Source organism: Escherichia sp. WS1118 (assembly GCF_046487695.1).
GTDB classification, from domain to species: domain Bacteria; phylum Pseudomonadota; class Gammaproteobacteria; order Enterobacterales; family Enterobacteriaceae; genus Escherichia; species Escherichia coli.
The window spans coordinates 380,493-402,746 of sequence record NZ_JBJQIZ010000002.1; the positions used below are offsets into that span (position 1 = coordinate 380,493).

General features: G+C 47.7%; 18 protein-coding genes. 7 read left to right on the top strand and 11 right to left on the bottom strand.

Annotated features, from left to right (window positions below):
- Positions 1–360 precede the first annotated feature (360 nt).
- From dhaR to nhaC, 3 genes are all read left to right on the top strand, one after another.
- On the top strand, positions 361–2,295 hold the full coding sequence (gene dhaR / locus ACJHYO_RS05210) for a dihydroxyacetone kinase operon transcriptional regulator DhaR (protein ID WP_410232420.1): 1,935 nt from the start codon (positions 361–363) through the stop codon (positions 2,293–2,295).
- Between the two features lie 286 nt (positions 2,296–2,581).
- Entirely contained in the window at positions 2,582–3,952 is a 1,371-nt protein-coding gene (ibeA, locus tag ACJHYO_RS05215; protein ID WP_001357515.1) for a putative intracellular survival FAD-dependent oxidoreductase IbeA, read from the top strand.
- Positions 3,953–3,966: 14 nt separating this feature from the next.
- A complete protein-coding gene (gene nhaC / locus ACJHYO_RS05220) occupies positions 3,967–5,370 on the top strand; it encodes a Na+/H+ antiporter NhaC (RefSeq protein ID WP_001357516.1) in 1,404 nt (467 codons plus the stop codon).
- Positions 5,371–5,456: 86 nt separating this feature from the next.
- Here nhaC and hypT read toward each other — a convergent pair whose 3' ends face one another.
- The 4 genes from hypT to ACJHYO_RS05240 form a co-directional block, all read right to left on the bottom strand.
- On the bottom strand, positions 5,457–6,368 hold the full coding sequence (hypT, locus tag ACJHYO_RS05225) for a hypochlorite stress DNA-binding transcriptional regulator HypT (RefSeq protein ID WP_000340758.1): 912 nt from the start codon (positions 6,366–6,368) through the stop codon (positions 5,457–5,459).
- Positions 6,369–6,432: 64 nt separating this feature from the next.
- Positions 6,433–7,605 (bottom strand): beta-aspartyl-peptidase, encoded by a 1,173-nt coding sequence (iadA, locus tag ACJHYO_RS05230; protein ID WP_000568393.1) that lies wholly within the window; start codon positions 7,603–7,605, stop codon positions 6,433–6,435.
- Positions 7,606–7,617: 12 nt separating this feature from the next.
- A complete protein-coding gene (locus tag ACJHYO_RS05235) occupies positions 7,618–8,079 on the bottom strand; it encodes a YjiG family protein (RefSeq protein ID WP_000211971.1) in 462 nt (153 codons plus the stop codon).
- On the bottom strand, positions 8,076–8,759 hold the full coding sequence (locus ACJHYO_RS05240) for a nucleoside recognition domain-containing protein (protein ID WP_001298014.1): 684 nt from the start codon (positions 8,757–8,759) through the stop codon (positions 8,076–8,078). The genes ACJHYO_RS05235 and ACJHYO_RS05240 overlap by 4 nt, the downstream gene beginning before the upstream one ends.
- 249 nt (positions 8,760–9,008) lie before the next feature.
- On the opposite strand from ACJHYO_RS05240, the gene kptA reads away from it, so the two are divergent.
- Positions 9,009–9,563: an RNA 2'-phosphotransferase gene (kptA, locus tag ACJHYO_RS05245; protein ID WP_094259029.1), complete on the top strand. Its 555-nt coding sequence runs from the start codon at positions 9,009–9,011 to the stop codon at positions 9,561–9,563.
- 12 nt (positions 9,564–9,575) lie between these two features.
- Here the strand turns inward: kptA and ACJHYO_RS05250 are convergent, their stop codons facing one another.
- The 6 genes from ACJHYO_RS05250 to ACJHYO_RS05275 form a co-directional block, all read right to left on the bottom strand.
- Positions 9,576–10,754: an MFS transporter gene (locus ACJHYO_RS05250; RefSeq protein ID WP_001141220.1), complete on the bottom strand. Its 1,179-nt coding sequence runs from the start codon at positions 10,752–10,754 to the stop codon at positions 9,576–9,578.
- Between the two features lie 67 nt (positions 10,755–10,821).
- A complete protein-coding gene (locus ACJHYO_RS05255) occupies positions 10,822–11,682 on the bottom strand; it encodes an SdiA-regulated domain-containing protein (protein ID WP_001300028.1) in 861 nt (286 codons plus the stop codon).
- Between the two features lie 64 nt (positions 11,683–11,746).
- The gene (locus tag ACJHYO_RS05260) at positions 11,747–12,004 is read right to left on the bottom strand and encodes a DUF3343 domain-containing protein (protein WP_000657674.1); all 258 of its coding nucleotides are present in this window, start codon (positions 12,002–12,004) and stop codon (positions 11,747–11,749) included.
- Positions 12,001–12,768 (bottom strand): putative 2-hydroxyacyl-CoA dehydratase activator YjiL, encoded by a 768-nt coding sequence (yjiL, locus tag ACJHYO_RS05265; RefSeq protein WP_014640273.1) that lies wholly within the window; start codon positions 12,766–12,768, stop codon positions 12,001–12,003. Before yjiL ends, ACJHYO_RS05260 begins: the two co-directional genes overlap by 4 nt.
- Before the next feature lie 9 nt (positions 12,769–12,777).
- Positions 12,778–13,929, bottom strand: coding sequence for a double-cubane-cluster-containing anaerobic reductase (locus ACJHYO_RS05270; protein ID WP_001298064.1), 1,152 nt, complete (start codon positions 13,927–13,929; stop codon positions 12,778–12,780).
- A 115-nt stretch (positions 13,930–14,044) separates the two neighbouring features.
- On the bottom strand, positions 14,045–15,325 hold the full coding sequence (locus tag ACJHYO_RS05275) for a DUF445 domain-containing protein (protein ID WP_014640274.1): 1,281 nt from the start codon (positions 15,323–15,325) through the stop codon (positions 14,045–14,047).
- Positions 15,326–15,509: 184 nt separating this feature from the next.
- On the opposite strand from ACJHYO_RS05275, the gene ACJHYO_RS05280 reads away from it, so the two are divergent.
- Positions 15,510–16,466: an Rpn family recombination-promoting nuclease/putative transposase gene (locus ACJHYO_RS05280; RefSeq protein WP_053294456.1), complete on the top strand. Its 957-nt coding sequence runs from the start codon at positions 15,510–15,512 to the stop codon at positions 16,464–16,466.
- Between the two features lie 242 nt (positions 16,467–16,708).
- On the opposite strand, the gene ACJHYO_RS05285 is transcribed toward ACJHYO_RS05280, so the two are convergent.
- Positions 16,709–18,121: a PLP-dependent aminotransferase family protein gene (locus ACJHYO_RS05285; protein WP_001682534.1), complete on the bottom strand. Its 1,413-nt coding sequence runs from the start codon at positions 18,119–18,121 to the stop codon at positions 16,709–16,711.
- A 176-nt stretch (positions 18,122–18,297) separates the two neighbouring features.
- Here ACJHYO_RS05285 and ACJHYO_RS05290 point away from each other — a divergent pair, with 176 nt between their 5' ends.
- The gene (locus ACJHYO_RS05290; RefSeq protein ID WP_001682535.1) at positions 18,298–18,462 is read left to right on the top strand and encodes a DUF1127 domain-containing protein; all 165 of its coding nucleotides are present in this window, start codon (positions 18,298–18,300) and stop codon (positions 18,460–18,462) included.
- A gap of 498 nt (positions 18,463–18,960) precedes the next feature.
- Entirely contained in the window at positions 18,961–22,251 is a 3,291-nt protein-coding gene (yjiT, locus tag ACJHYO_RS05295) for a protein YjiT (protein ID WP_115445189.1), read from the top strand.
- Positions 22,252–22,254 lie beyond the last annotated feature (3 nt).

Sequence of the window (22,254 nt, forward strand, 5' to 3'; positions counted from 1 at the left end):
ATAGTCAGTCAATTTTGGAATTTAACGATGAAATATCTTTGAGGAAATAAAAGGGCAGAACAAATTTCGCTGCACTGTTTCACAGTGAAACAACTCGTATGCCTGTGTTGTTTCAGTTTGAATAATTATAAATATCAAACGCAAAGATTTCAGATGTTGTTGGCAGTTTTAAAATTTATCTAATGTATCATTCGTTTTTTATTGCTTTAACGGTTATTATTTCTAATGTATGTGTGATTACATTGTTGATAAGGTCTGTTTTTGTAATGATCCAGGCTAGATATTATTGCGTTTGATCAAGCTTACTGGCATAGCATTCTGATACAAGTTCTGAAAATGACTTGAATGGATATTATTATAATGAATAAAGAGTCGTATCATAATGATCTAAAAAATAAATGGAAAATGTTTGTTAAGCATGGTTGGGTCGCGACAAATTCGACTAATCATGTGATGCTGAGGTCATGGCAAAAATGTCTCAAGCATTGTGACCCTCGCCACTGGAACACGCCTGTCAAAGCTTCCGGGCAAACATTGCAGACGATTTTTTCTCGTAACGAAGAGTTTATTAGAATTTCACAAAGAGTTGTTGAAGACCATTTCACCCTGGCTGGTGACGACCGGTTGGCATTTTTGATCATTGATCCACACGGCTGGGTTCTATCGTTGAATGCAGCAGGCGATTATTCCAGTCAATTGCGAGAGTTAGGAATTGAATCTGGTATGTCATGGGCCGAAGATGGCATTGGAACCAATGTATATAGTCTTTGTCGGGAAACAAATTTATATACACAACTGGAAGGAGCAGAACATTTTAGTGAACAGCTACATTGTTATGCGATGAGCGCTGATCCGGTCATTGATTATTATGGTAATATACATGGATACATTGTATGTATAATTGAAACCACCGCCGAGCTTGTTAAATTAAAAACATCATATTCATGTGCAACAGAAATCGCTAATTATATCTATATTGAGAATGAACAAAAGTTAATAAACAAAGTACTTTGCCAGCATAATGCTGTGATTGAATGTATGGATGACGGTTTTATTTGTTGGAATAGTCATTCTTTAATTACGATGGTTAATTCTCAAGCACAAACATTACTGAATATTGATAAAGAAAGTTTAATTGGTCAGAACATCCGAAAAGGATTCGTATTTCCGCCGATTTTGAATGAGGCAATTACACAACGAAACAAACTATCGCAAAAGCAAATTGTCCTCGAATGCCGTGGCGAATTTATTGAACTTATGGTTACCCTTCGCCCGTTAAGCGATGGTTCGTTTTTGCTTTTTCTTCATCCATTAGACAAAATCAGGAAAATAGCCCAACAGCAAATAAGCACTAATGCAAATTTTACCTTTGACAGTTTACATGCGGCTTCAGGTGGTATGAAGCAGGTATTACTTATCGCTCGCCGGGCAATTAAATCCATCTCTCCGATTTTGATCAATGGCGAAGAAGGTGTGGGAAAATTGAGTTTGGCGATGGCAATACATAATGAGAGCGAGCAACGTGATGGGCCATTTATTTCTGTAGATTGTCAGATGCTATCACCAGAAAATATCTTACACGAACTTCTTGGCTCTGATGTTGGCCCTTCGCCATCGAAATTTGAACTGGCTCATAATGGCACCTTATATCTGGATAAAGTCGAATATCTATCAGGGGAAGTTCAGAGTGTTTTATTGAAAGTATTGAAAACGGGGCTTGTTACTCGCTCAGACAGCCATCGTTTGATCCCCGTACGCTTTCGCCTGATTACATGTACCAGTAGTTCTTTACGTGAGTACGTGCAACAAGGGGCTTTTAGCCGACAGCTATATTATGAGATCTCCATGAATGAAATTGAAATTCCGCCATTGCGCAAACGTCGTGAAGATCTCAAGCAAATGATTGACGATATTATTGATAAGTATCAGGAGCGCACTCGAAAAAAAATGACAATCACGCCTGACGCAAATTCAGTTCTGCTTGAGTACCGTTGGCCTGGGAACATCTCCGAGTTCAAAAATCGAATGGAGAAGGTATTTATTAACTGCAATCGACTTGTCCTCGGGTTAGAGAATATTCCTCTGGATATCCGACAAAATAACAGTAGTGGCGACGATGATATCCCTCATCTTACTTCACTGGCAGAATTGGAGATGCAAGCTATTGAGCATACATGTCGTGTCTGCGAATGGAATCTAACTAAAGCAGCTGAAGTATTAAAAATTGGTCGTACAACATTATGGCGCAAGCTTAAAATCTATAATCTCTATCCAAATGTTGAGCATGCAGATTGATGCTTTTCAAATTGAAAGAATTTTAATGTCGCAGTGTTTCATTTTGGTGCAGTGCTTTAATGGCATTGAAATATTGTGATGTGCTCCATAAATGCCAATGTGGTTATTAGCCAGGGAGACGGAAAATGTGTTTACACTCCTGAAATAATAAAAAACAGGCAAAGAGAGATGATCTCCTTGTATGTCTGTATTAGCATGATGTTGCTTGTTAATAATTAAAAATATCAACGCGCTTATATAAGCGCGGGGGATTGTTTTACTCAATTATTGAATACGGAGATAAAGTATGGAATTTTATCTGGAACCCGCTCGTAATATACCTGTGCTGACAACCACGGAAGTGTTAGTTGTTGGTGGTGGTCCATCGGGTATTGCCGCAGCAATGAGTGCCGCTCGTGAAGGCGCAGCTACTATGCTGATTGAACGTTTCGGTTGTTTTGGCGGAATGATGACAACGGCTGGCGTCGAGTCAATTGCCTGGTGGCGTCATGAAAATACGGTAGAGTCAGGTGGACTGGCACGCGAAATAGAAGAAACGGCAAAATCAATGGGGGCGTCCAGCCCTGAGCCGCAATCGAATAGTCAGGCTATTAACGCCGAGCGTTTCAAACTGGTTGCGGATGCAATGCTTGAACAGGCAGGTGTGCGCCGCGTACTACACATTACCGCCGTTGATGTTATCAAGCAGGGCAATAATTTACTCGGCGTAATAACAGAGAGTAAATCTGGTCGTCAGGCTATTTTGGCAAATGTCATTATTGACTGTACTGGCGATGCTGATATTGCATGGTTTGCCGGAGCACCATTTACTAAGCGTGAACGCGAAGAGCTAATGTGTATGACAACCGTTTTTAGTTGCGCAAATATAAATAAAAATGCGTTCATGCAAAATATTAAGAGCACGGAACCTAAATATGGAGACTGGGGGGCGGATGAAGAAAATAAAAACTGGTCTTATGATGTTCATGAATCTTGTCGCGATATGTTTAGCCCTTATCTGGGTAAAGTCTTTGCGAAAGGAAAGTCGGCAGGAATTATTCCAAAAGATGTGACATTAGGCGGTTCCTGGAGTACGGTCACCGAGTATGGTGATGCGAATTATTTGAATGTTGTTAGCATCCCTGCCGTTGATTGTACAGATGTTTTTGACCTGACGCGTGCAGAAATAGAAGGTCGCAAGCAAGCCATGCAGGCGATTGAAGCGTTGCGTCAATTCCAGCCAGGATTTGAACAGGCGCAATTAAAAAATTTCGGTATGACGGTGGGAACAAGAGAATCAAGACATATTATTGGGCGAGTCCAGCTTACGGAAAATGATATTTGTAATGAGGGACGTCATGCGGATTCAATAGGGGTATTCCCTGAGTTTATAGATGGAAATGGTCATCTTAAATTACCTCTTGAAGCGAACTATTTTCAAATCCCTTATGGCGTAATGATTCCGCAGCAAGTTGAAAACCTGTTGGTTTGCGGACGGGCAATCGATGCAGATAATTTCGCCTACGCGACAATCCGTAATATGGGGTGTTGTATTGTCACTGGAGAAGGTGCAGGGACTGCCGCTGCTATTGCCATTAAAAATAACACTACCGTTTCACAGGTAGATATTCAGACGGTACAGGAACGCTTACAGCAAAATGGCGTAAAAGTCTTTTAACAGGGAATAAAGTTATGAGAGAAAAACCCAGTTTTTATGTCGCGCTTACACCGATCATTTTTATGATGATCGTGTTGGTTATTGGCATCGGTGTTATGGGCTGGCCTGCCAGCGTCTGTTTATTAATTTCAGCGGCGTTTTCCTGCATTATTGCAATGGCTAAGCTGAAATATACCTGGGATGAAATCCAGGGATTTATTATCGATAAGATTTCGGCGGTGATGGCACCGGTACTTATCGTTATTTTCGTTGGCTTTATGGTCGCGACATGGAGCTATGCAGGTACACTGCCGATGCTGGTTTATTACGGTATGTTACTGGTTGCGCCCGCATGGCTTTATGCCATAGCGTTTTTTCTGAACGCAGTATTGTCCTATGTTTCCGGGGCATCATGGGGATCTGTCGCTTCTATTGGTGTGGCATTAATGGGCATCGGTTCCGGCTTACATGCCGATCTTCCAATTCTGGCGGCAGCCATTGTTACCGGGGCTTATTTTGGCGACAAACTTTCACCGTTAAGTGATACCACCAACCTGACTTCAGCGGTAACCAAAACTAAACTTTATGATCTGATTAAATATCTACTCTGGACGACCATCCCATCAACGATTATTAGCCTGCTGTTTTTTACCTGGCTGGGAATGATTCATACTTCTACGGGCTCTATTTCACCAGAAAGCATGCAGATGCTGGTACAGCTCAAAGAGTTATATAAGTTTGGTCTGTTACCGCTACTGCCTATGCTTATTGTTCTGTGCTTTACCTTTTTGCGTTTGCCTACAGTACCGGCATTATTAAGCAGTGCGTTCGTGGCCGTATTGGTTGGATGGCTGTATCAAGGTTTCCCGCTGGCCGAAGGTATTAAGGCCACAATGAGTGGTTTCCGTCTGACGATGATCACTGATTCAACGACGCTGTTACCTTCTGTGAAAGAACTGCTTGAACAAGGCGGCCTGAATAATCAGGGCGGATTCCTGTCATTTATTATCTGCGCCATGATGTTTGCTGGCATCCTGACGGGAACAGGAATGATGGATGTCACATTACAAAGTGCGGCAAACAAAATAAAAAGTGCCTTTGGCGCTATTCTGGCAAGCGGTGTTTTAGCGATCATCATTAACTTACTTACCGGTTCTGATGGTTTGAATAAGATTGTTATATCTGAATTGATGATGAAGAAATTCGAAGATCTTAATTTATCACCGTTAGTCTTAGCCCGAACGCTGGAAGATTTTGGCACCATGAGCGCGCCAATTATTCCGTGGTCAGCTGCCGGATTGTATATGGCGACAACACTAGGCGTGCCGACGTTTAGTTACTTGCCGTACTGTGTATTCTGTTTCTGCTCGATGATATTTGCGTTGATCTATGCTTCTACAGGTTTCCGTTTACTGCGCTTCAACGAAGCAAAGGCCTGAGTTATTCAAGATAATAAATGCGTTTGCCGGATGGATTAATCTCCATCCGGCGTTAATGTCAAAATTCCATGTTTTGCAGAATAATGTCAGCTAAGCACAATCTCCAGCTCGCGCAGTTCACGCCAGAAGCGTTCGGCAACTGGATTCATGCGGGTATTCATCCGGTATGCATAGGCCTGAATCGGGATCACCAGTTCGTCCCGATTCAGTACAACGAGCTGCCCGCTGCGAATTTCTTGTTGGATGGCATACTCCGGCAACCAGGCAATTCCACATCCGTCGAGGGCAACCTGCTTTAAAAGCTCGCTCATCGAAGAGACAAAAAAGGTGCTGAAACTCAACTCACTGTGGCGCGTCAGAGTGCGATTAATCAATCGCCCCATGTAGGAGTTGCGGCTGTAATTCAGTAACGGAAAGTGTGGCTGAGCGAGGTTAAAAAGTGCTTCTCCGTGTTCGTCACTGGCGCAGACGGGGAACAATTGAGATTCAAATAAGCGGATGTGGTCAAACGGCGCTTCCAGCAAATCTTCGTCGTGAAAGGAAAAAATACAGTCACTTTGCCCTTCACGCAGTTTATCGACCGCTTCATCGACATCAATGGCTTCAATTGCCCAGGTAAAGAGCGGCGGCATCTGGCTGATAATGGACGGTAACAGACCGAGGGAAAGAGAGTGTGCAGCGGCTATCTTGATTTTACGTTGCGCGTAATCGCTACCGCCACGCAGCTCTGCCAGATTGCTCTCTAACTGTTGCAACAGATGGCGGATCTGCGAATGGAAGATTTTCCCTTGTTCTGAGAGTTGCAGCGGCGTTACCTGGCGGTTAAACAATTCAACACCAATCGCCTGTTCCAGTGCACGGATGCGGCGGCTGAATGCTGGTTGCGAGACGTTGCGACTGACTGCCGCCTGGGAAAAATTGCGACATTTTTCCAGGGTCAGAAAATCATAAAGCCATTTGGTTTCAATGTTATGCAAAACCGCACCACAGTCATCCATTACGTTATACTCTGTCAGCCGCCCTTGCGGGCATTCTACGTCCATTCGGGCGGCTGACAACCGTTTATGCCGTTTCAAACGTTCCTTTCACGCAGGCTTTGCCGTCTTTGACCATCAGTTTGCCGCGAGCGTATACCTGCTCAATGCGCAATTCAGGCGTCATGACCAGTAAGTCTGCGTCATTGCCTGGCAGAATTTCGCCTTTCCCGGTCAGGTTAAGAAAACCGGCTACGCTACTGGTGAGCGGGCGCAGGGCATCGCTGATACTGAAATCATAGTCTTTGACCAGCACCTGCACGGTTTCCAGCAATGTTTCAAAACCTGCAACACCGATATGGGTTAAATTTCCTTCGTCATCGAAGAACGGCTGGCTACCGTTGCCGTCGGAGCTGAGGGTGACGCGTGCCAGCGGAATACCCGCCTGAACGGCGCGGGCAATACCTTCGGCAGGGGCGACCGGTTCGTCAATGCTGCTGGTGATATCGATGGTGCCGCCTTTGCGCGCGAACTCCAGCGCCTGCTCAAACAACGGAACGTTGCGGTTAACGTGGGTCGGCAGCAGCTTGCTGATCGGCACATCGCAGTTTTCCAGCAGGTCATAGACAGGCTGTAACGCCTTTTTGCTGTCACCCATGTGGAACACGGTGACGCCAGGTTTACCGCCGAGCAAACCGCCAACGCGGGATTCCGCCGCCATATTAGCCAGGTGATAAACGTCCGGTGCGGCAGAACGGTGATCAGAGATGGCGCATTTCACACCAATCACGCGATCGATAATCGCCACGTCTTTTTCCACGGAACCCGTAATAGTGCGGGAAGGGACATGATAAGCGCCGGTCAGCATCCAGGCGCTGATGCCTTCTTCATTGAGCGCACGGGTCTTGGCGAGCAGGGATTCCGGGTGGCGAGAGATAGAGTCGGTGCCCAGCAGGCCAACCACTGACGTGATGCCCGCTTCCGTCAGACGACTTAACGCCACTTCCGGCGTGCGTGTCGTGGGACCTGCTTCGCCGCCACCACCAATCAAATGGACGTGTTGATCAATAAAACCTGGGCAGAGGATCTGCCCGCTGAGATCGACAACCGTGCAGTCCGGTACAATGTCAGAAGGGATGTTGCTGGCAACGGCAATAATTTTGCCGTTAGCGATGAGGACATCGCAAATTCCCCGATCTTCCGGCGCATACAAATGCGCTCCCTGCAGCAGGGTAAAACCGGCTGCGGAATAATCAATCATGGTAACTCCTTGTTAAACAATAAGCTGCATAACCCAGATCGACAGCAATGCGTTAATCACGCAGACCGTAATGATATGCGGATAATATTTGGCATTCACTTCGGCTGTCCCCAGGCAGCGACCGACATTTTGCACCGGGTTGCCCATTAAATACATCGCGGGCAGTAAAACGGTGACATCGTGACCGGTTAATGCGCCAGCGGTTGCCAGACTGGCGGCAACACCGACTGCGCCGCCCATACTCATTAATGCGGCTAAAAGGACGGTTGCCGCTTCACCTGGCAATCCCCACAGCGCCATTACCGGTTCACAGATATGCCCCACCCAGTCGAGCAGGCCGGTAATTTTCAGCGCCTGAATGATGACAAACGCCATCACCACGTTTGGCAGCAGGTTGGTGGTGGCGATAGTAAAGCCACGGCGCGCGCCATCGATAAACATATCCATGACGTTTTTGCGGACCTGAGTTGTCATGCTTGCGCTCCTTGCGTTGGGTTGCGACGTTCTTCGAAGTTAAGCCAGACGCGCAAAATGTTGGCTCCGACAAATTTAAACACCAGGATGACGGCTAAAGGTACGATTACGGACGTGCCCAGAAAGGCAAACACCGCGACGCCGGAAGAGAAGTAGTTGGTGATAATGGCGCTACCGCTGGTTTGATAGGCGGCGAAAATCACTTTATCGCGTTCGGTAATTTCACCTTCCTGCGCCAGCTCTTTGGTCATACCGGCGGCGGCATCCGTGTTTTGCAGGTTAGCGATCAGCGCCAGCGAGCAGATGCCTGGAATGCCCAACAACGGTTTTAGCACGGGCGTCATTAACTGCTGCGCGGCGCGCAATCCGCCAAGACCATCGGTAATCGAGATAATTCCCAGAGAGAGAATCACTGACGGAGCCAGTTCCAGCGCGAAGAGAAAGCCATCTTTAGCTCCTGTGCCACCTGCGCCGCGAAACGAGGTGGTAGCGCCATTCGCACCAGGCAGTTGCCCAAACGATCCGTTCAGAACGGAAAAGTCAAAAACGCGCCACCAACTGTCTGTCCCGGAAAAAACACCGGAAAAAAAGATAATCGTGAGAAAAAAGGCCAGATACCCTTTAACACCCACTTTTTCTGTCGCCAGCTCCCCAGCTACAGCATCCCCTTGTTGTGTCATAACAATCCCCATTGTTTTTTTGTGTATGTGTGTTGCTTGAGCCAGGAAAATTCCTGGAGCTGAAAAACCTTATCAGCCATGTGGGTATGGGGAAAATGCAAGTATGTTTCTTGCTATGCGTTTTTTGCATAGCAGAAAAATGACGCTGTGTGGCAAAGGTTCTGCGCAGGATTGAGTTGCAGAAAATTCATAAACCCAGTGACAATGACATCAGTAAATAAAAACAGAAAATTCAGGGACGAAAACGCGATGGCAAAATACAACGACAAAGAGCTGGCAGAGACGAGCAAGTTTTTAAGTTTTGTCCTCCGACATAAACCAGAGGCGATTGGCATCGTGCTGGACCGTGAAGGATGGGCGGATATCGATAAGCTCATACTTTGTGCCCAAAAAGCGGGCAAGCGGTTAACCCGCGCATTACTGGATACCGTTGTCGCCACCAGCGATAAAAAGCGCTTTAGTTATTCCAGTGATGGTACGTGTATTCGCGCCGTTCAGGGGCATTCGACTTCGCAGGTCGCCATTGGCTTCATCGAAAAAACACCGCCACAATTTCTCTACCACGGTACGGCAAGCCGTTTTCTTGACGAGATAAAAAAACAAGGGCTGATTGCAGGGGAGCGCCATTACGTGCATCTCTCTGCTGATGAAGCAACGGCACGCAAAGTGGGAGCAAGACACGGTTCGCCGGTTATCTTAACCGTCAAAGCACAGGAAATGGCGAAACGAGGGATCCCTTTCTGGCAAGCGGAAAACGGGGTCTGGCTGACATCAACGGTTGCGGTTGAGTTTCTTGAGTGGTAAGGGAAACTTCTCTCATGAAGTGACCACTTGTAGCTTAAATAATTGCACTGTGCTGATAAGCGCAGCAATAAACAACGCCGCCGCGCCGCAGAGAGTGGCGCTGGCAAGCGCCGATGTTCCATTGCTGAGCATACTGGTCAGCGCCGGGCCGAGGATTTGCCCAATGCCGTAAATGAGCGTCACAAAGCCTAAAAGATTGAGATTTCCCGGTACGCTCAGTTGGCGGGCGATAGTCATCACCAGAGATGTCGTGCCCATAAAGGTACCGCCAAAACCAAGACTGCTGATGATAAGCAAGAGAGGCGAGTCGCTGGCGAGAGTAAGCAGCACACAGATAGCCTGCACCAGCAAATTCGCCGTCAGGCAGGGCAAAGCCCCCCAACGTTTTGCTGCCCATAGCCAGCCAAAGCAACCAGGCACAATTGATAAGCCGACTAACGTCCAGAGATGGGCGGTTAACAATGGTGAGCCTGCATCTTTCGCCATGAGCGGCAGGTAAGTCGCGACGATGATATAACCAAATCCCGCCAGGCCGTACAGAATAGCCAGTAACCACCAGCTCATTATCTGTTGCTCCGTTTTTGCCAATGGCATTGGTGTGATGGCGTGTTTTTTCGAGGGCATTAAAAGCGTAAGTGCAATCAGCATCATGCCAGAAAGCGCCCCGGCACCTTGCCATAACGTTTGCGAGGAGAGGTCAAAATGCAGGCCTGCCAGAACATATTCATTGCCCAGTGCGATGCCAATGCCAACGCCAGAAAACAAAGCTGCCAGCACAAAAGGATGGCGCGTGTGCTGCATAATCAGCGTCGAACCAAAAATCAGCATTCCGGCGCTGGCGACACCCGCCAGGACGCGAATCAATAACACCAGAATAAATGGCGGCAACCATGCCATTGCGAGGATCAACAACCCGCTCGCCAGGGCAGAAGCCAACAGAAATGGGCGCAGGCGCGATGGCTGGTGAAATGCGCCAAAAGAAAATAGCAGACTGCCAGCCAGATACCCCGCATAGTTGCCGCTGGCAATCCACGAGAGCTGGCTAAATGAAAACGATCCTTCCGCCATCATGACGGGCAACATAGGCGTATAAAGGAAGCGGCCTAAACCCATACCTAAGGTCAGAACCAGCATCCCGAAAAGCGCGGTGCTGAAAGAAAAGCGTTCTACGGGATGCGTGGACGAAGGCATGTTTAACCTTGTTTGTCATTTTTGTTGTTAACAAGTTAATAACAAAAAGGTGAAACATGCCAGCCTGTTAATGCGATGATTGAGGGGTAAAGCGATAAAAACGATTTGGTTCGCTAACGATATAAATATTACCAGAGGCATCCATCGCAACCCCTTCGGCCTGTTTGATGTTATGCGACAAACCTCGACTGCCTTTGGTTAGTGACATTTCACCGATAACCTCGCCAACCAGCGTTACTTCCTGGAGTGCGCGAGATTCATGAGACAGCACCAGAAGCGTATTTTTTTGTTGGTTAAATTCTGCGCCGGACACATCATCTAAAGTAAATTGCCGTTGTAGTGCCTTGTCTTTGCTGATATGCAATTCATTGCTACTTAACAGCCCGTTAACTTTGTAGACCTCAATCGGGTTTTTCTCTTTAAAAAACCAGAAAGTGTGATCCTGGCGAGAATAGGCCAATCCTTCAAAACCGCAATTGGTTGGGGATTCCTGCAGCGGGATTTTTATTTTTTTGAGGATTTTTACTTCCGAGTTTGGGGTCAGTGAAATCACATAAATGGCATAATCGCGCTCATCGCTAATGACAAACTGATTATCGCCAATGTATTCGATCGTCTCGAGATCCTTAACAAAATCCAGAGGAATTGTGCGGATCAAATCACCATTGGTGGTCATTTCAACAATGGCGGCAGGTTTGTTGATAGTGCTAAAAAGAGTATTGCTTTGTGCCGACCAGGTCAGCGAAGAGATATTATTCGTTATGCCTGCAATTTCTTTGCCGTCAATGGTGGCGTGGTAATTCTGAAATGATGCTGCATGATTGCTTTTACGGGCGCAAGATTGCACGAAGAAAGTACACACTGCCACAATGACAAAAAGAATCACAATAACGAAGATGCGTTTACTTAACGAAATACTTTTTGTCACGGTAATCCCTTTAAGGCAAATCAATAAGATATCGAGAAGTATACGTAGCGATCTTAATGAATCCTTAACGCGGAGAAATCCCGTAATGTGCAATGCAGCGCCAGCCACCATCCTGCTGACAATAAACTGATTCCGTATGCCCAGGGATCACCCATTGAATTTCCTCGCCAGGCGGACAGGTCAGCCAAATGCATAACCCGCAGCCGCCGCGTAAATCACGGGGAATATCGCTGACGCGAAAAGTCATGCCAGCTGCCTGCAACGCCTTGCGGGTTTGTATGACGCCGACCGTGGAGTGAAATAAAAATAAAAACTCTTTCATCGGCGTGTCCTCACTCGTTGACCAATCACCGCCGCGCCAATTGCACCAGCGAATTGCGCATCAGGGTGAGTTTGTACCGGCATTCCCAGATGGCTTTCCAGCATGTGGGTAAACCTTTGACAGTGACTAACGCCACCAGTAAACAGAATCGGCGCTTCACAGGAGAGACGAGCAATGAAATTGGCACTCCGCCGCGCCATCGCGTTAATCACTCCGGCGAGAATCGCTTCTGGCGCGACGCCCGCTGAGCGCAGGCTGATCACTTCTGATTCGGCAAATACTGTGCACATACTCGTGATGGCGTGCGGCGTGACATTTTCGGTAATGCTGTCGAGCTGTTCGACGTTGGTGCCAAGCGTGCGCGAGATCACCTCCAGGAAACGCCCGGTGCCCGCCGCGCATTTGTCATTCATCAGGAAATCGCACAGGTTACCGTCATCATCAAGCTGAATCACTTTGCTGTCCTGACCACCGATGTCGATTACCGCGCGCGTTGCTGGCTCAAGAAACCGTGCGCCCAGCCCGTGACAGGAGATCTCCGTCACTTGTTTATCGGCAAAATCCACCAGTTGCCGTCCGTAGCCGGTGAGCGTCAGAAACGGCGTTGTCTCTAACCCTTCGCGCAGAGTTTCCCAGGCTTCAGTAATTGCTGTTGCCGGGCGAAAGGGTGTTGGAACGAGGAAACGGCGCGTAATCACGCCGTCAGCCAGTAAGATCCCTTTGGTGGTGGTTGAGCCGGAATCAATGCCAATCGAATATGTCACTGCCACTCCTTACAGCATCTCAATAAAGGCCGCGACACGGGTGCTGAGCTGCCCGACATCCGAGGTGGAGTAGTCTGTTTCAATAGCGATATAAGGAATGTTGTGCTGCTGGCGCACATGACGTTTAATCGCCAGCGATTCCACCGCGTAGGTATGGCACGCCTGCAAAATCACATCAACTACGCCATCGACCTGATATTCTTCAACCATCTGGCTGAGCATTTGCAGGCGCTGATCGTTCGGCGAAACACAGGAGCAGCCAATCGCCAGATATTTATCCGCCAGCGCGTCGTACACATCACCCGTTTCCGCCACGCATTGCTCGGTGGCTTTCGCCCCGGTGCAGTTTTCATAACCGACAACCCAGCCGCCATTCTCTTCAATCGCGCGCACCACTTTCTCTGCTGCGCCGCCAATTGGGCAGCCGGTGATTAAAATACGTGGGCGCGGGTCCAGTCGCTGGCCTTCTTCCCACTGCTGACGAACGCGGGCGGTCATTGCATCCAGTTCATTGATCAACGCCTCTTTATCGAACCGGAAGGTTGCGCCGTAGACTACTTTCAGAATGTCGCTGCCGCTAAGCGCCGGAGGATTTAACTGCCCCAAATGATAAAAGTTGGCCAGTGCGCGACGTTCGCGGTTTTTCAGCGCAATGGCATCGCGCAGAGCATCTTCGCTAATCTCGTGCCCAAAACGTTCTTCTACCGTTTTTTGCAAGCGCAGCATCTCGGCTTTCCATAATGCACGCGAGGCATCGTCCTTAACGCTGTTTGGCAGTTGCATCACATGAACGGGCTTAAACTCCGCCATGTATTCATACATTTTCTTTTTGCCGTCGCAGGTGGTTTCACCGACCACCAGATCAGAAAAGTAGAAGTAGGGGCATTTATCGGTTTTGCCGAAGCCGTAGCTGCTTTTAATCAGCGGGCAGAGGTTGCGCGGCAGATCTTTCTCGGCTTCTTCAATGGTTTCATCAGAGGTGGAACATAGCGAAACCACAACCGCACCGGCTGCCATCGGGATCTCTTGCGGCATAAAGGTGCAGTAGGTGCCAACCAGCGGAATGCCGCGCTCCTTGAGATCCATGACGGTGAGAAAGCCTTTCTGGCGAGCTTCAGAGAACTGATCGAAAATGGCGGGTAGATCGGTGACAAGTGACATGATTTTCCTTCCCCGTACCACGGGAGATAATGAAAAGAGGCCACATTATTACCATTCTTTTAGTGTGGTTTATTTGATCTCTCTCGCGGTTAGCCACTTAGTTTTTCATGGATTTCTATAAATTGCCGAGGGGGAACAAGGCCGGGAGCTGCGACAGCAAATACAAAATAAGTCCAATACAACCGCCAACCAGCGTACCGTTGACACGGATAAACTGGAGATCTTTGCCGATATTTAACTCGATTTGCCGCGACATATCCCGTGCGTCCCAACTTTTTACCGTATCGCTAATGTGGCGAGTCAGGAATGCGGAAAACTCAGGCGCAACGCGGTGTGCGGCTTGTTCGAGATGACCATTTAACGACGCCCGCAAGGCATCATCGGCAATTAACGTTTCGCCAAACCATTGCCCCGCCCGCGCGATACGTTCTTTCACACGAGAATCTTCACTGTTGATATCCGCATTCAGCCATTCCCGTAAATCCCCCCACAATTCACTGAGATAGCGGTTAAAAGCTTCATCTTCTTTCAGATAGCTTTTTACGGCATCGGCTCGCGCTGCCATTTCCGGATCGTTTTTCAGCTTGTCGATCAGGGCAAAAGTGGCGCGATCAAACGCATGGCGGATCTGATGCGCACGATCGCGGCTGATATCATCAAGCAAAGAATTCACCGCGTCAGAAACCAACTCCGCGCTATGTTCGCCCAGCCATTCAGTGGGCAAAATTTTGGCTTTCAGTGGATGCTCGCTCTCCAGCCAGCGAACAATTTGCTGGGCGATAAACTTGCGCGATTTATCGCGCTGGAGAAGGGCGATCAACTGTGCGATCAGCGTATCGAGCAGCACCTGATGACGATCGTTTCTGGTCATGCTCTCCAGAATCAGTGCGCTGGTGCCGGAAAGATCGACCTTATCGATCGCCCGGTGGACCGCGCGCTTAAGCAGGCGCTGAATACGCGCATCATCGGTCAGTTCGAGAAAACCGCTCATGATCTGTAACAGATGCTGACCAACGCGGCGGGCGTTCTCCGGCTGACTAAACCAGTTGCCAATCAACAACGCCGGTTCGTGACGTCGAATCAATGCCACCAGCGATTGGGTATCGAGAAATTTTTCCTGCACGAACTGGCCGAGATTTTCGCCAATCCGGTCTTTATTACGCGGGATAATCGCCGTATGACGAGAAATGATCGGAATCGGCACGCGGCGAAACAGCGCCACCACCGCAAACCAGTCCGCCAGCGCGCCGACCATCGCCGCTTCAGCAATCGCCTTAACACCGCTCACCCAAAAATTGGGCGGCAAAAACAGCGTAACGACAAAGGTAGCAGCGGCGATAAGCAGTAAAGAGAGCGCCAACATTTTGGCGCGTCTGAGTTCAATGAGTTTATTCATATCGTAAGAATAGAGCCTGACGGTAAGAAAACGCAAAAAGCGAGATATCTTCCATAAAAATGTATCGTTTGCAGAAGAATAAAAATAGCCTGGAAACCGCCTCGGGGAATAGGAAATAGCCAGGTGTGAATGGCTTTGTTAGTCGCTAAAGTTGGGCCATCTTATCTACAGGTGACGGATCGCCATGACAAACTTTACGACCAGCACGCCGCATGACGCATTATTTAAATCCTTTCTCACACACTCTGACACCGCGCGGGATTTCATGGAGATCCACTTACCCAAAGATTTACGTGAACTGTGCGATCTCGATAGCTTAAAACTGGAATCCGCCAGCTTTGTCGATGAAAAATTGCGGGCGCTACATTCCGATATTCTGTGGTCGGTAAAGACCCGTGAAGGCGATGGCTATATTTATGTAGTGATTGAACATCAGAGCCGTGAGGATATTCATATGGCCTTTCGTCTGATGCGATATTCCATGGCGGTGATGCAGCGCCATATCGAACATGATAAACGCCGGCAGCTACCGCTGGTCATCCCGATGCTGTTTTATCACGGTAGCCGTAGCCCTTATCCCTGGTCTTTGTGCTGGCTGGACGAATTTGCCGACCCGACTACCGCACGGAAGCTTTATACCGCCGCGTTCCCGCTGGTGGATATCACTGTCGTGCCAGACGACGAGATTGTGCAGCATCGCAGAGTCGCCCTGCTGGAGTTGATCCAAAAGCATATTCGCCAGCGCGATCTAATGGGGCTTATTGATCAACTGGCAGTATTACTGGTTACAGGGTGCGCTAATGACAGCCAGATAACCGCGCTGTTAAATTACATTTTACTGGCTGGCGATGAAGCGAGTTTTAAAGAGTTTATCAGTGAACTAACCCGTCGAATGCCACAACACAGGGAGCGAATAATGACGATTGCAGAGCGAATTCATAATGATGGATGGTTGTTGGGAAGGGAGAGGGGGAGGAAAGAAGGGAAAGAAGAAGGGGAACAGAGCCTCCTCCGATTGTTGTTGCAGAATGGGGCGGATCCTGAATGGATACAAAAGATTACCGGACTTTCGGCAGAGCAAATGCAGGCATTAGATCAGCCCTTGCCTGAAAGCAAGCGCGATCCATGGATCGAGTACTAATCAGTGGCCGATGACAAACGCAAAGCTGCCTGATGCGCTACGCTTATCAGGTCTACATAACCCATTCAATATATTGAACTTTAAAAATTTTGTAGACCTGGTAAGGCGTTCACATGGCATCCGGCATGAACGAAGCGCATTTTGCCTAAGCCATGCTGGAACGTGGAGATGACCCTGCAAAGATAAAACGAGTCACACGCTATTCGTGAGAGGAAATCAGGGGGCTCGCCACTATTTCGAATTCATTCCATTGCCCGATACACGGCTTCGCCAATTTGCTTCAGTGCTTCGCGATAGGTTTCGCTGAGCGGCAAAGCGCAGTTGATGCGCAGACAATTACGGTATTTGCCGGAAGCCGAGAAAATCGAGCCTGCCGCCACCTGGATTTTCATGCGGTATAGCTGCCGCGCGACGCAGACCATATCGACCTGTTCAGGCAATTCTATCCACAGTAAAAATCCGCCTTTCGGGCGCGTAATACAGATTTCGCAGGGAAAATATTCCCGTATCCAGCAGGTATAAAGCGCCAGATTGCGCTGATAATTCTGCCGCATCCGCCGGATATGGCGGTGATAATGACCTTCCAGCACAAACGTTGCCGCCGCCATTTGCGTGGACGGTACATTAAAGCTGCTGATGGCATATTTCATATGCAGCAGTTTATCGTGATAGCGCCCCGGTGCGACCCAGCCCACGCGCAGGCCCGGTGCAATACTTTTACTGAACGAGCTGCACAACAGCACTCGCCCGTCGATATCCCAGGAATGAATGGTCCGCGGGCGCGGATACTCCGTTGCCAGTTCGCCGTAGACATCATCTTCAAAAATCACAATATCATGACGCTGAGCGAGAGAGAGAACGGCCCGTTTGCGCGCGTCCGGCATAATAAATCCCAGCGGATTATTACAGTTTGGCACCAGAATGATGCCTTTAATTGGCCACTGTTCCAGCGCCAGTTCCAGCGCTTCAACGCTGATGCCTGTTTCTGGATCGGTTGGGATTTCAATCACTTTCACGCCCATGCCGCGCAGCATCTGCATCGAACCGTAATAACAGGGGGATTCGACCGCGACAATATCGCCCGGTTTACACACCGACATTAACGCCAGCGACATCGAGTTATGGCAGCCGCTGGTAATGATGATGTCATCGGCGGTGACTACCGAGCCGCTGTCGAGCATCAGGCGGGCAATCTGCTCGCGCAATACCCGCTGGCCGGCTAACAAGTCATAACCGAGAACGGTTTGCAGATTATGCTGCACCACCCGGCTTAGCTCCCGCCACAGCGGTTTCAGGCTGGGCGTTTCGACATCCGGCGTGCTTTTACTTAACGGAACAATGGAACTGTCGCTATGCGCCTCCAGCATATCCAGCACCTGATCCCACTGGGTAATTTCCACCGGGCGCTGCACCGGACGCGTCATCGGCGGTACTGGCGGCTGGGCTTTACGTTGTGCGACAAAATAACCCGAACGCGGCTGCGGAGTGATGAGCTTCATCGTTTCCAGCGTCTGGTACGCCTGCTGCACGGTACTGATGCTGACGCCGTGCTCCTGACTTAAGCTGCGCACCGACGGCAATTTCTCCCCGTGACGATACAGCCCTTGCTCAATCCGCTCGGCAAGCAGAGTCGCCAGATGTTGATAACGCGTCATGCTGTGTTCCTTATTTGGACCATACAGAGAGAAAAACCGGTACAGATGAGGCTAAAAAACCGGATGCAGATGCTGTTTTAACCTGTCTGTATGTTAAATAAAACTAATATTTGCATCTGTATTGTGAACTGCCAGAAGGCGGATGATGAAGCCTCTGAAAGATGAGGAGGCAGCAGATGGAATTTCACGAAAACAAAGCTAAAGCACCGTTTATTGGACTTGTGCAACTCTGGCAGGCAGTGAGGCGTTGGCGGCGGCAAATGCAGGCCCGGCGGGGGTTACAGCAGATGAGTGATGAGCGGTTGAGGGATATTGGGTTACGCAGGGAGGATGTGGAGTGAGGGGGGTTATAGATTTATATATAATAAAACGTTTTTATGTTTTTAAATTAAGTTATAAAAATTTTCCCGAGACAATTCATCAATAGGTATGGAGTGTACAGGAATATCTTCTTCACTAAACTCTTTAAACTCATGTCGATAACGGTCAAAAAACGCACACTGATTACTTGTGTTTTTTGACTGACTTTACAACTCTCATTATTCGCTATTGTGCAGTTTCTCTAATTGTTTTATATCCTGGAAAGTTAAATGTTAGCTACTGCATACTTTTTGATTGTTTGAGATTTATTTTCATTTGAAATTATAAAACCAGGTGATAAATGAGTTGTGATTAATAGATAGTTGATATCATTTTTATCTAAAATTAATTTATAGTACCGACCTGAAAAATTAGTTGTTGCCGCCTGATTAATTATACGATAATTTGAAAAGTTTTCTTTCAAATTAGAAGTATTGTAGGGTTTTGTTTTTGTATCTTTTATCTCTAAGGAGCTTGCTTTGGGTCAATCAGAATACATTTCATGGGTAAAATGTACTTCCTGGCTAAGTAACTTTGTGAATCTTAGAGGGTTGAGACAACCGGATGGCCGTCCTCTTTATGAATATCATGCAACCAATGATGAATATACCCAATTAATGCAGCTACTCCGTGCGGTCGGTCAATCGCAATCTAATATATGTAATAGGGACTTTGCTGCCTGTTTTGTTCTTTTTTGCTCTGAGTGGTACCGCAGGGATTATGAACGGCAATGCGGATGGACGTGGGACCCTATATATAAAAAAATAGGGATTTCATTCACCGCCACAGAGCTTGGTACTATCGTACCGAAAGGGATGGAAGATTACTGGCTGCGCCCAATTCGATTTTATGAATCTGAACGACGCAATTTTCTCGGAACATTATTCAGTGAAGGTGGTTTACCTTTCCGGCTACTCAAAGAATCAGACAGTCGCTTTCTGGCTGTTTTCTCCAGGATCCTTGGACAATATGAGCAAGCAAAGCAGTCAGGTTTTTCTGCCCTTTCGCTGGCAAGAGCTGTCATAGAAAAATCAGCGCTGCCAACTGTTTTTAGCGAAGATACCTCTGTAGAACTTATCAGTCATATGGCTGATAACCTCAATTCCTTAGTACTTACTCACAACCTAATAAATCACAAAGAACCAGTACAACAGCTTGAGAAGGTTCACCCTACCTGGCGAAGCGAGTTTCCAATACCGTTAGATGATGAAACAGGAACGCATTTTTTGAATGGACTGCTATGCGCAGCCTCTGTAGAGGCTAAGCCTCGACTACAAAAAAATAAGAGTACGCGTTGCCAATTCTATTGGTCAGAAAAGCATCCAGATGAGCTTAGGGGGATAGTATCTCTTCCGGACGAAGTTTCCTTTCCTGTAACAAGCGAGCCGTCAACTACGCGCTTTGAACTTGCCATTTGTGAAGATGGTGAGGAAGTCTCTGGCCTTGGGCCAGCCTATGCTTCCCTGGAAAACAGACAGGCAACAGTTCGATTACGTAAAAGCGAAGTGAGATTTGTCAGGCAAAATCCATCGGCAGGTTTGTCGTTAGTGGCTCGTGCTGGAGGGATGATTGTTGGGAGTATTAAACTTGATGACAGTGAAATTGCCATTGGTGAGGTGCCGTTAACCTTCATCGTTGATGCAGATCAATGGCTGTTACAGGGACAGGCTTCTTGCAGTGTACGAAGCAGCGATGTTCTGATTGTACTCCCTCGGGATAATAGCAATGTTGCTGGTTTTGATGGCCAATCGAGCGCAGTAAACGTATTAGGACTAAAAGCACTACCTGTGAAGGGATGTCAGGACGTTACAGTTACAGCAAATGAAACTTATCGGATTCGCACCGGAAGAGAACAAATCAGCATCGGAAGGTTTGCTCTAAATGGAAAGCGTGCAAGCTGGGTTTGTCATCCAGATGAAACATTTATTGGTGTACCAAAAGTCATTTCTACACTACCGGATATTCAAAGCATTGATGTAACGCGTTACCTGAGCGGAATTTCAATTGAGCAATGTCATATACAAGAGATGCTGGGGGCTCAATATCTTTCTATCCGTAATAGTAACAATGAAACGCTCTTGCGTCGCAAAATCGGTATCTTGCCTGCTGATTTCAGTATTGAGATAAAAGGTGGAATGCACGCAAATGAAGGCACTATCTTAATCACCACACAGCATCCTTGTGTAGCAAAACTTAAAGATAAAACATTGGAGGCTACACGTAAGCGTACTGAGGGGCGAACAGAGATACAACTTAAAGCGGAAGGGGTACCTCCGGCATTTATTACATTACAAGTTCTGCCTAATTTGGCGGCTGACCCCATCGACATTGAGTTACCTTTTCCCGCTAAAGGCTGTCTCGCTCTTGATGTAAACGGACGTCCTCTGGATAAAAACATTACGCTGCATGATCTGCTGGGTTCCAGAGCGTTTCTGTTCTCCAGAAATGGTGAGCCGACAAAATATACATTGCAGTTGTATTTGCGCTCCGTTAGTGGATTACAGGCATGGCATGAATGGTGTTATACGGCGTTGAGCGATCGTCCTGTTGAATTGAATCTCTATAGTCTGCGCGAACATATTGAGAACCTGATTTCACTTGAGGCAGGTATTGATCAGGTTGTTGAGATGCGTATTACGGGGGCAGGTGTGGTCATGGCCTGGCAAATTCGTCGCTATAAATACAGCCTGCGCTATGATTATGAAAAAGAACTATTACTCAGCCAGTCAGTGAACCATCGTGCTGGGCAGATTCCTTCCCCCGTTATCATGCTGTTAAGTGAACCCGAGAGGAAATCCATTCCCTTAGCATCTAGAATGAGCGAGGGAGTGCCTGTCGGTGAATATGAGTTGAGCTCAATCGTTAACAAAAATGGACCGTGGTTGGTTGTCCCTAAACCGGGTGAAGAGATGGCTTTTCGTCCCTGCTTCATTCGTGGCGAATCTTCGTTACCGGTAGAAGAAAGCAACATCCGCTCATTGCAGAAAGCGACCCAGCTTTTTAATCCACAGGCAGAAGTTAATACCATCACACTGGTTCTCGGACAGATGGCTAACGATCCTGCCCATTCCGGCTGGCAATTTATGCGTAGCCTGTACGATCAATTCGGGTATTTACCACTGGCAACCTTTGAAGTATGGCGTGCACTGGTGCAGCATCCGCAGGCATTGGCAATGTCGCTCTTCAAATTTGAAATGTCAGCAGAGTACCTGAGTCGTATTGAGAATGAGTTCCCTATTCTATGGGAGTTTTTCCCCATCTTTGAGATCAAAGCTGCATCTGAGCGTTTCAAATTGTTCCTGAGCCAAAAAGGTGCACCGGAGGAAACCCAGAAATTACTGGTTACTAATATGTTTCAACGGCTGGGGCTCGTGTTCCCGACATATGCCGATGAAATTGAGAAATGGTTAAGTAACGGATATCTCCCTCCGTCTATTCCTGAATCTTGTGTCCACGGGTGGTATCAGGAGCTTTTACGTGAGCACAGTGAAGCTCGCTGGCCTGAATATGGCTGCAAGCGTCTGTATAAATGGATGATGTCACAAAAAAATCCAGTGATTGGTATTAATCCTGACGCAAATCACCGCTATTCCGTGGCCTGGTTACCCGTCTTCGCTGCAGCTGTGGCAAGCGGAAATACTTCTTTTGAAGCTGTATTTGACCGTAAACCCGGTGCCGTATTTTTCCTGAGGCAAGTCAGGGACTTCGATTCCCGCTGGTTTAAGACCATCTTTCAGTGCAGCCTGTTGCGTTATGTTGCTAAAAAATAAAAA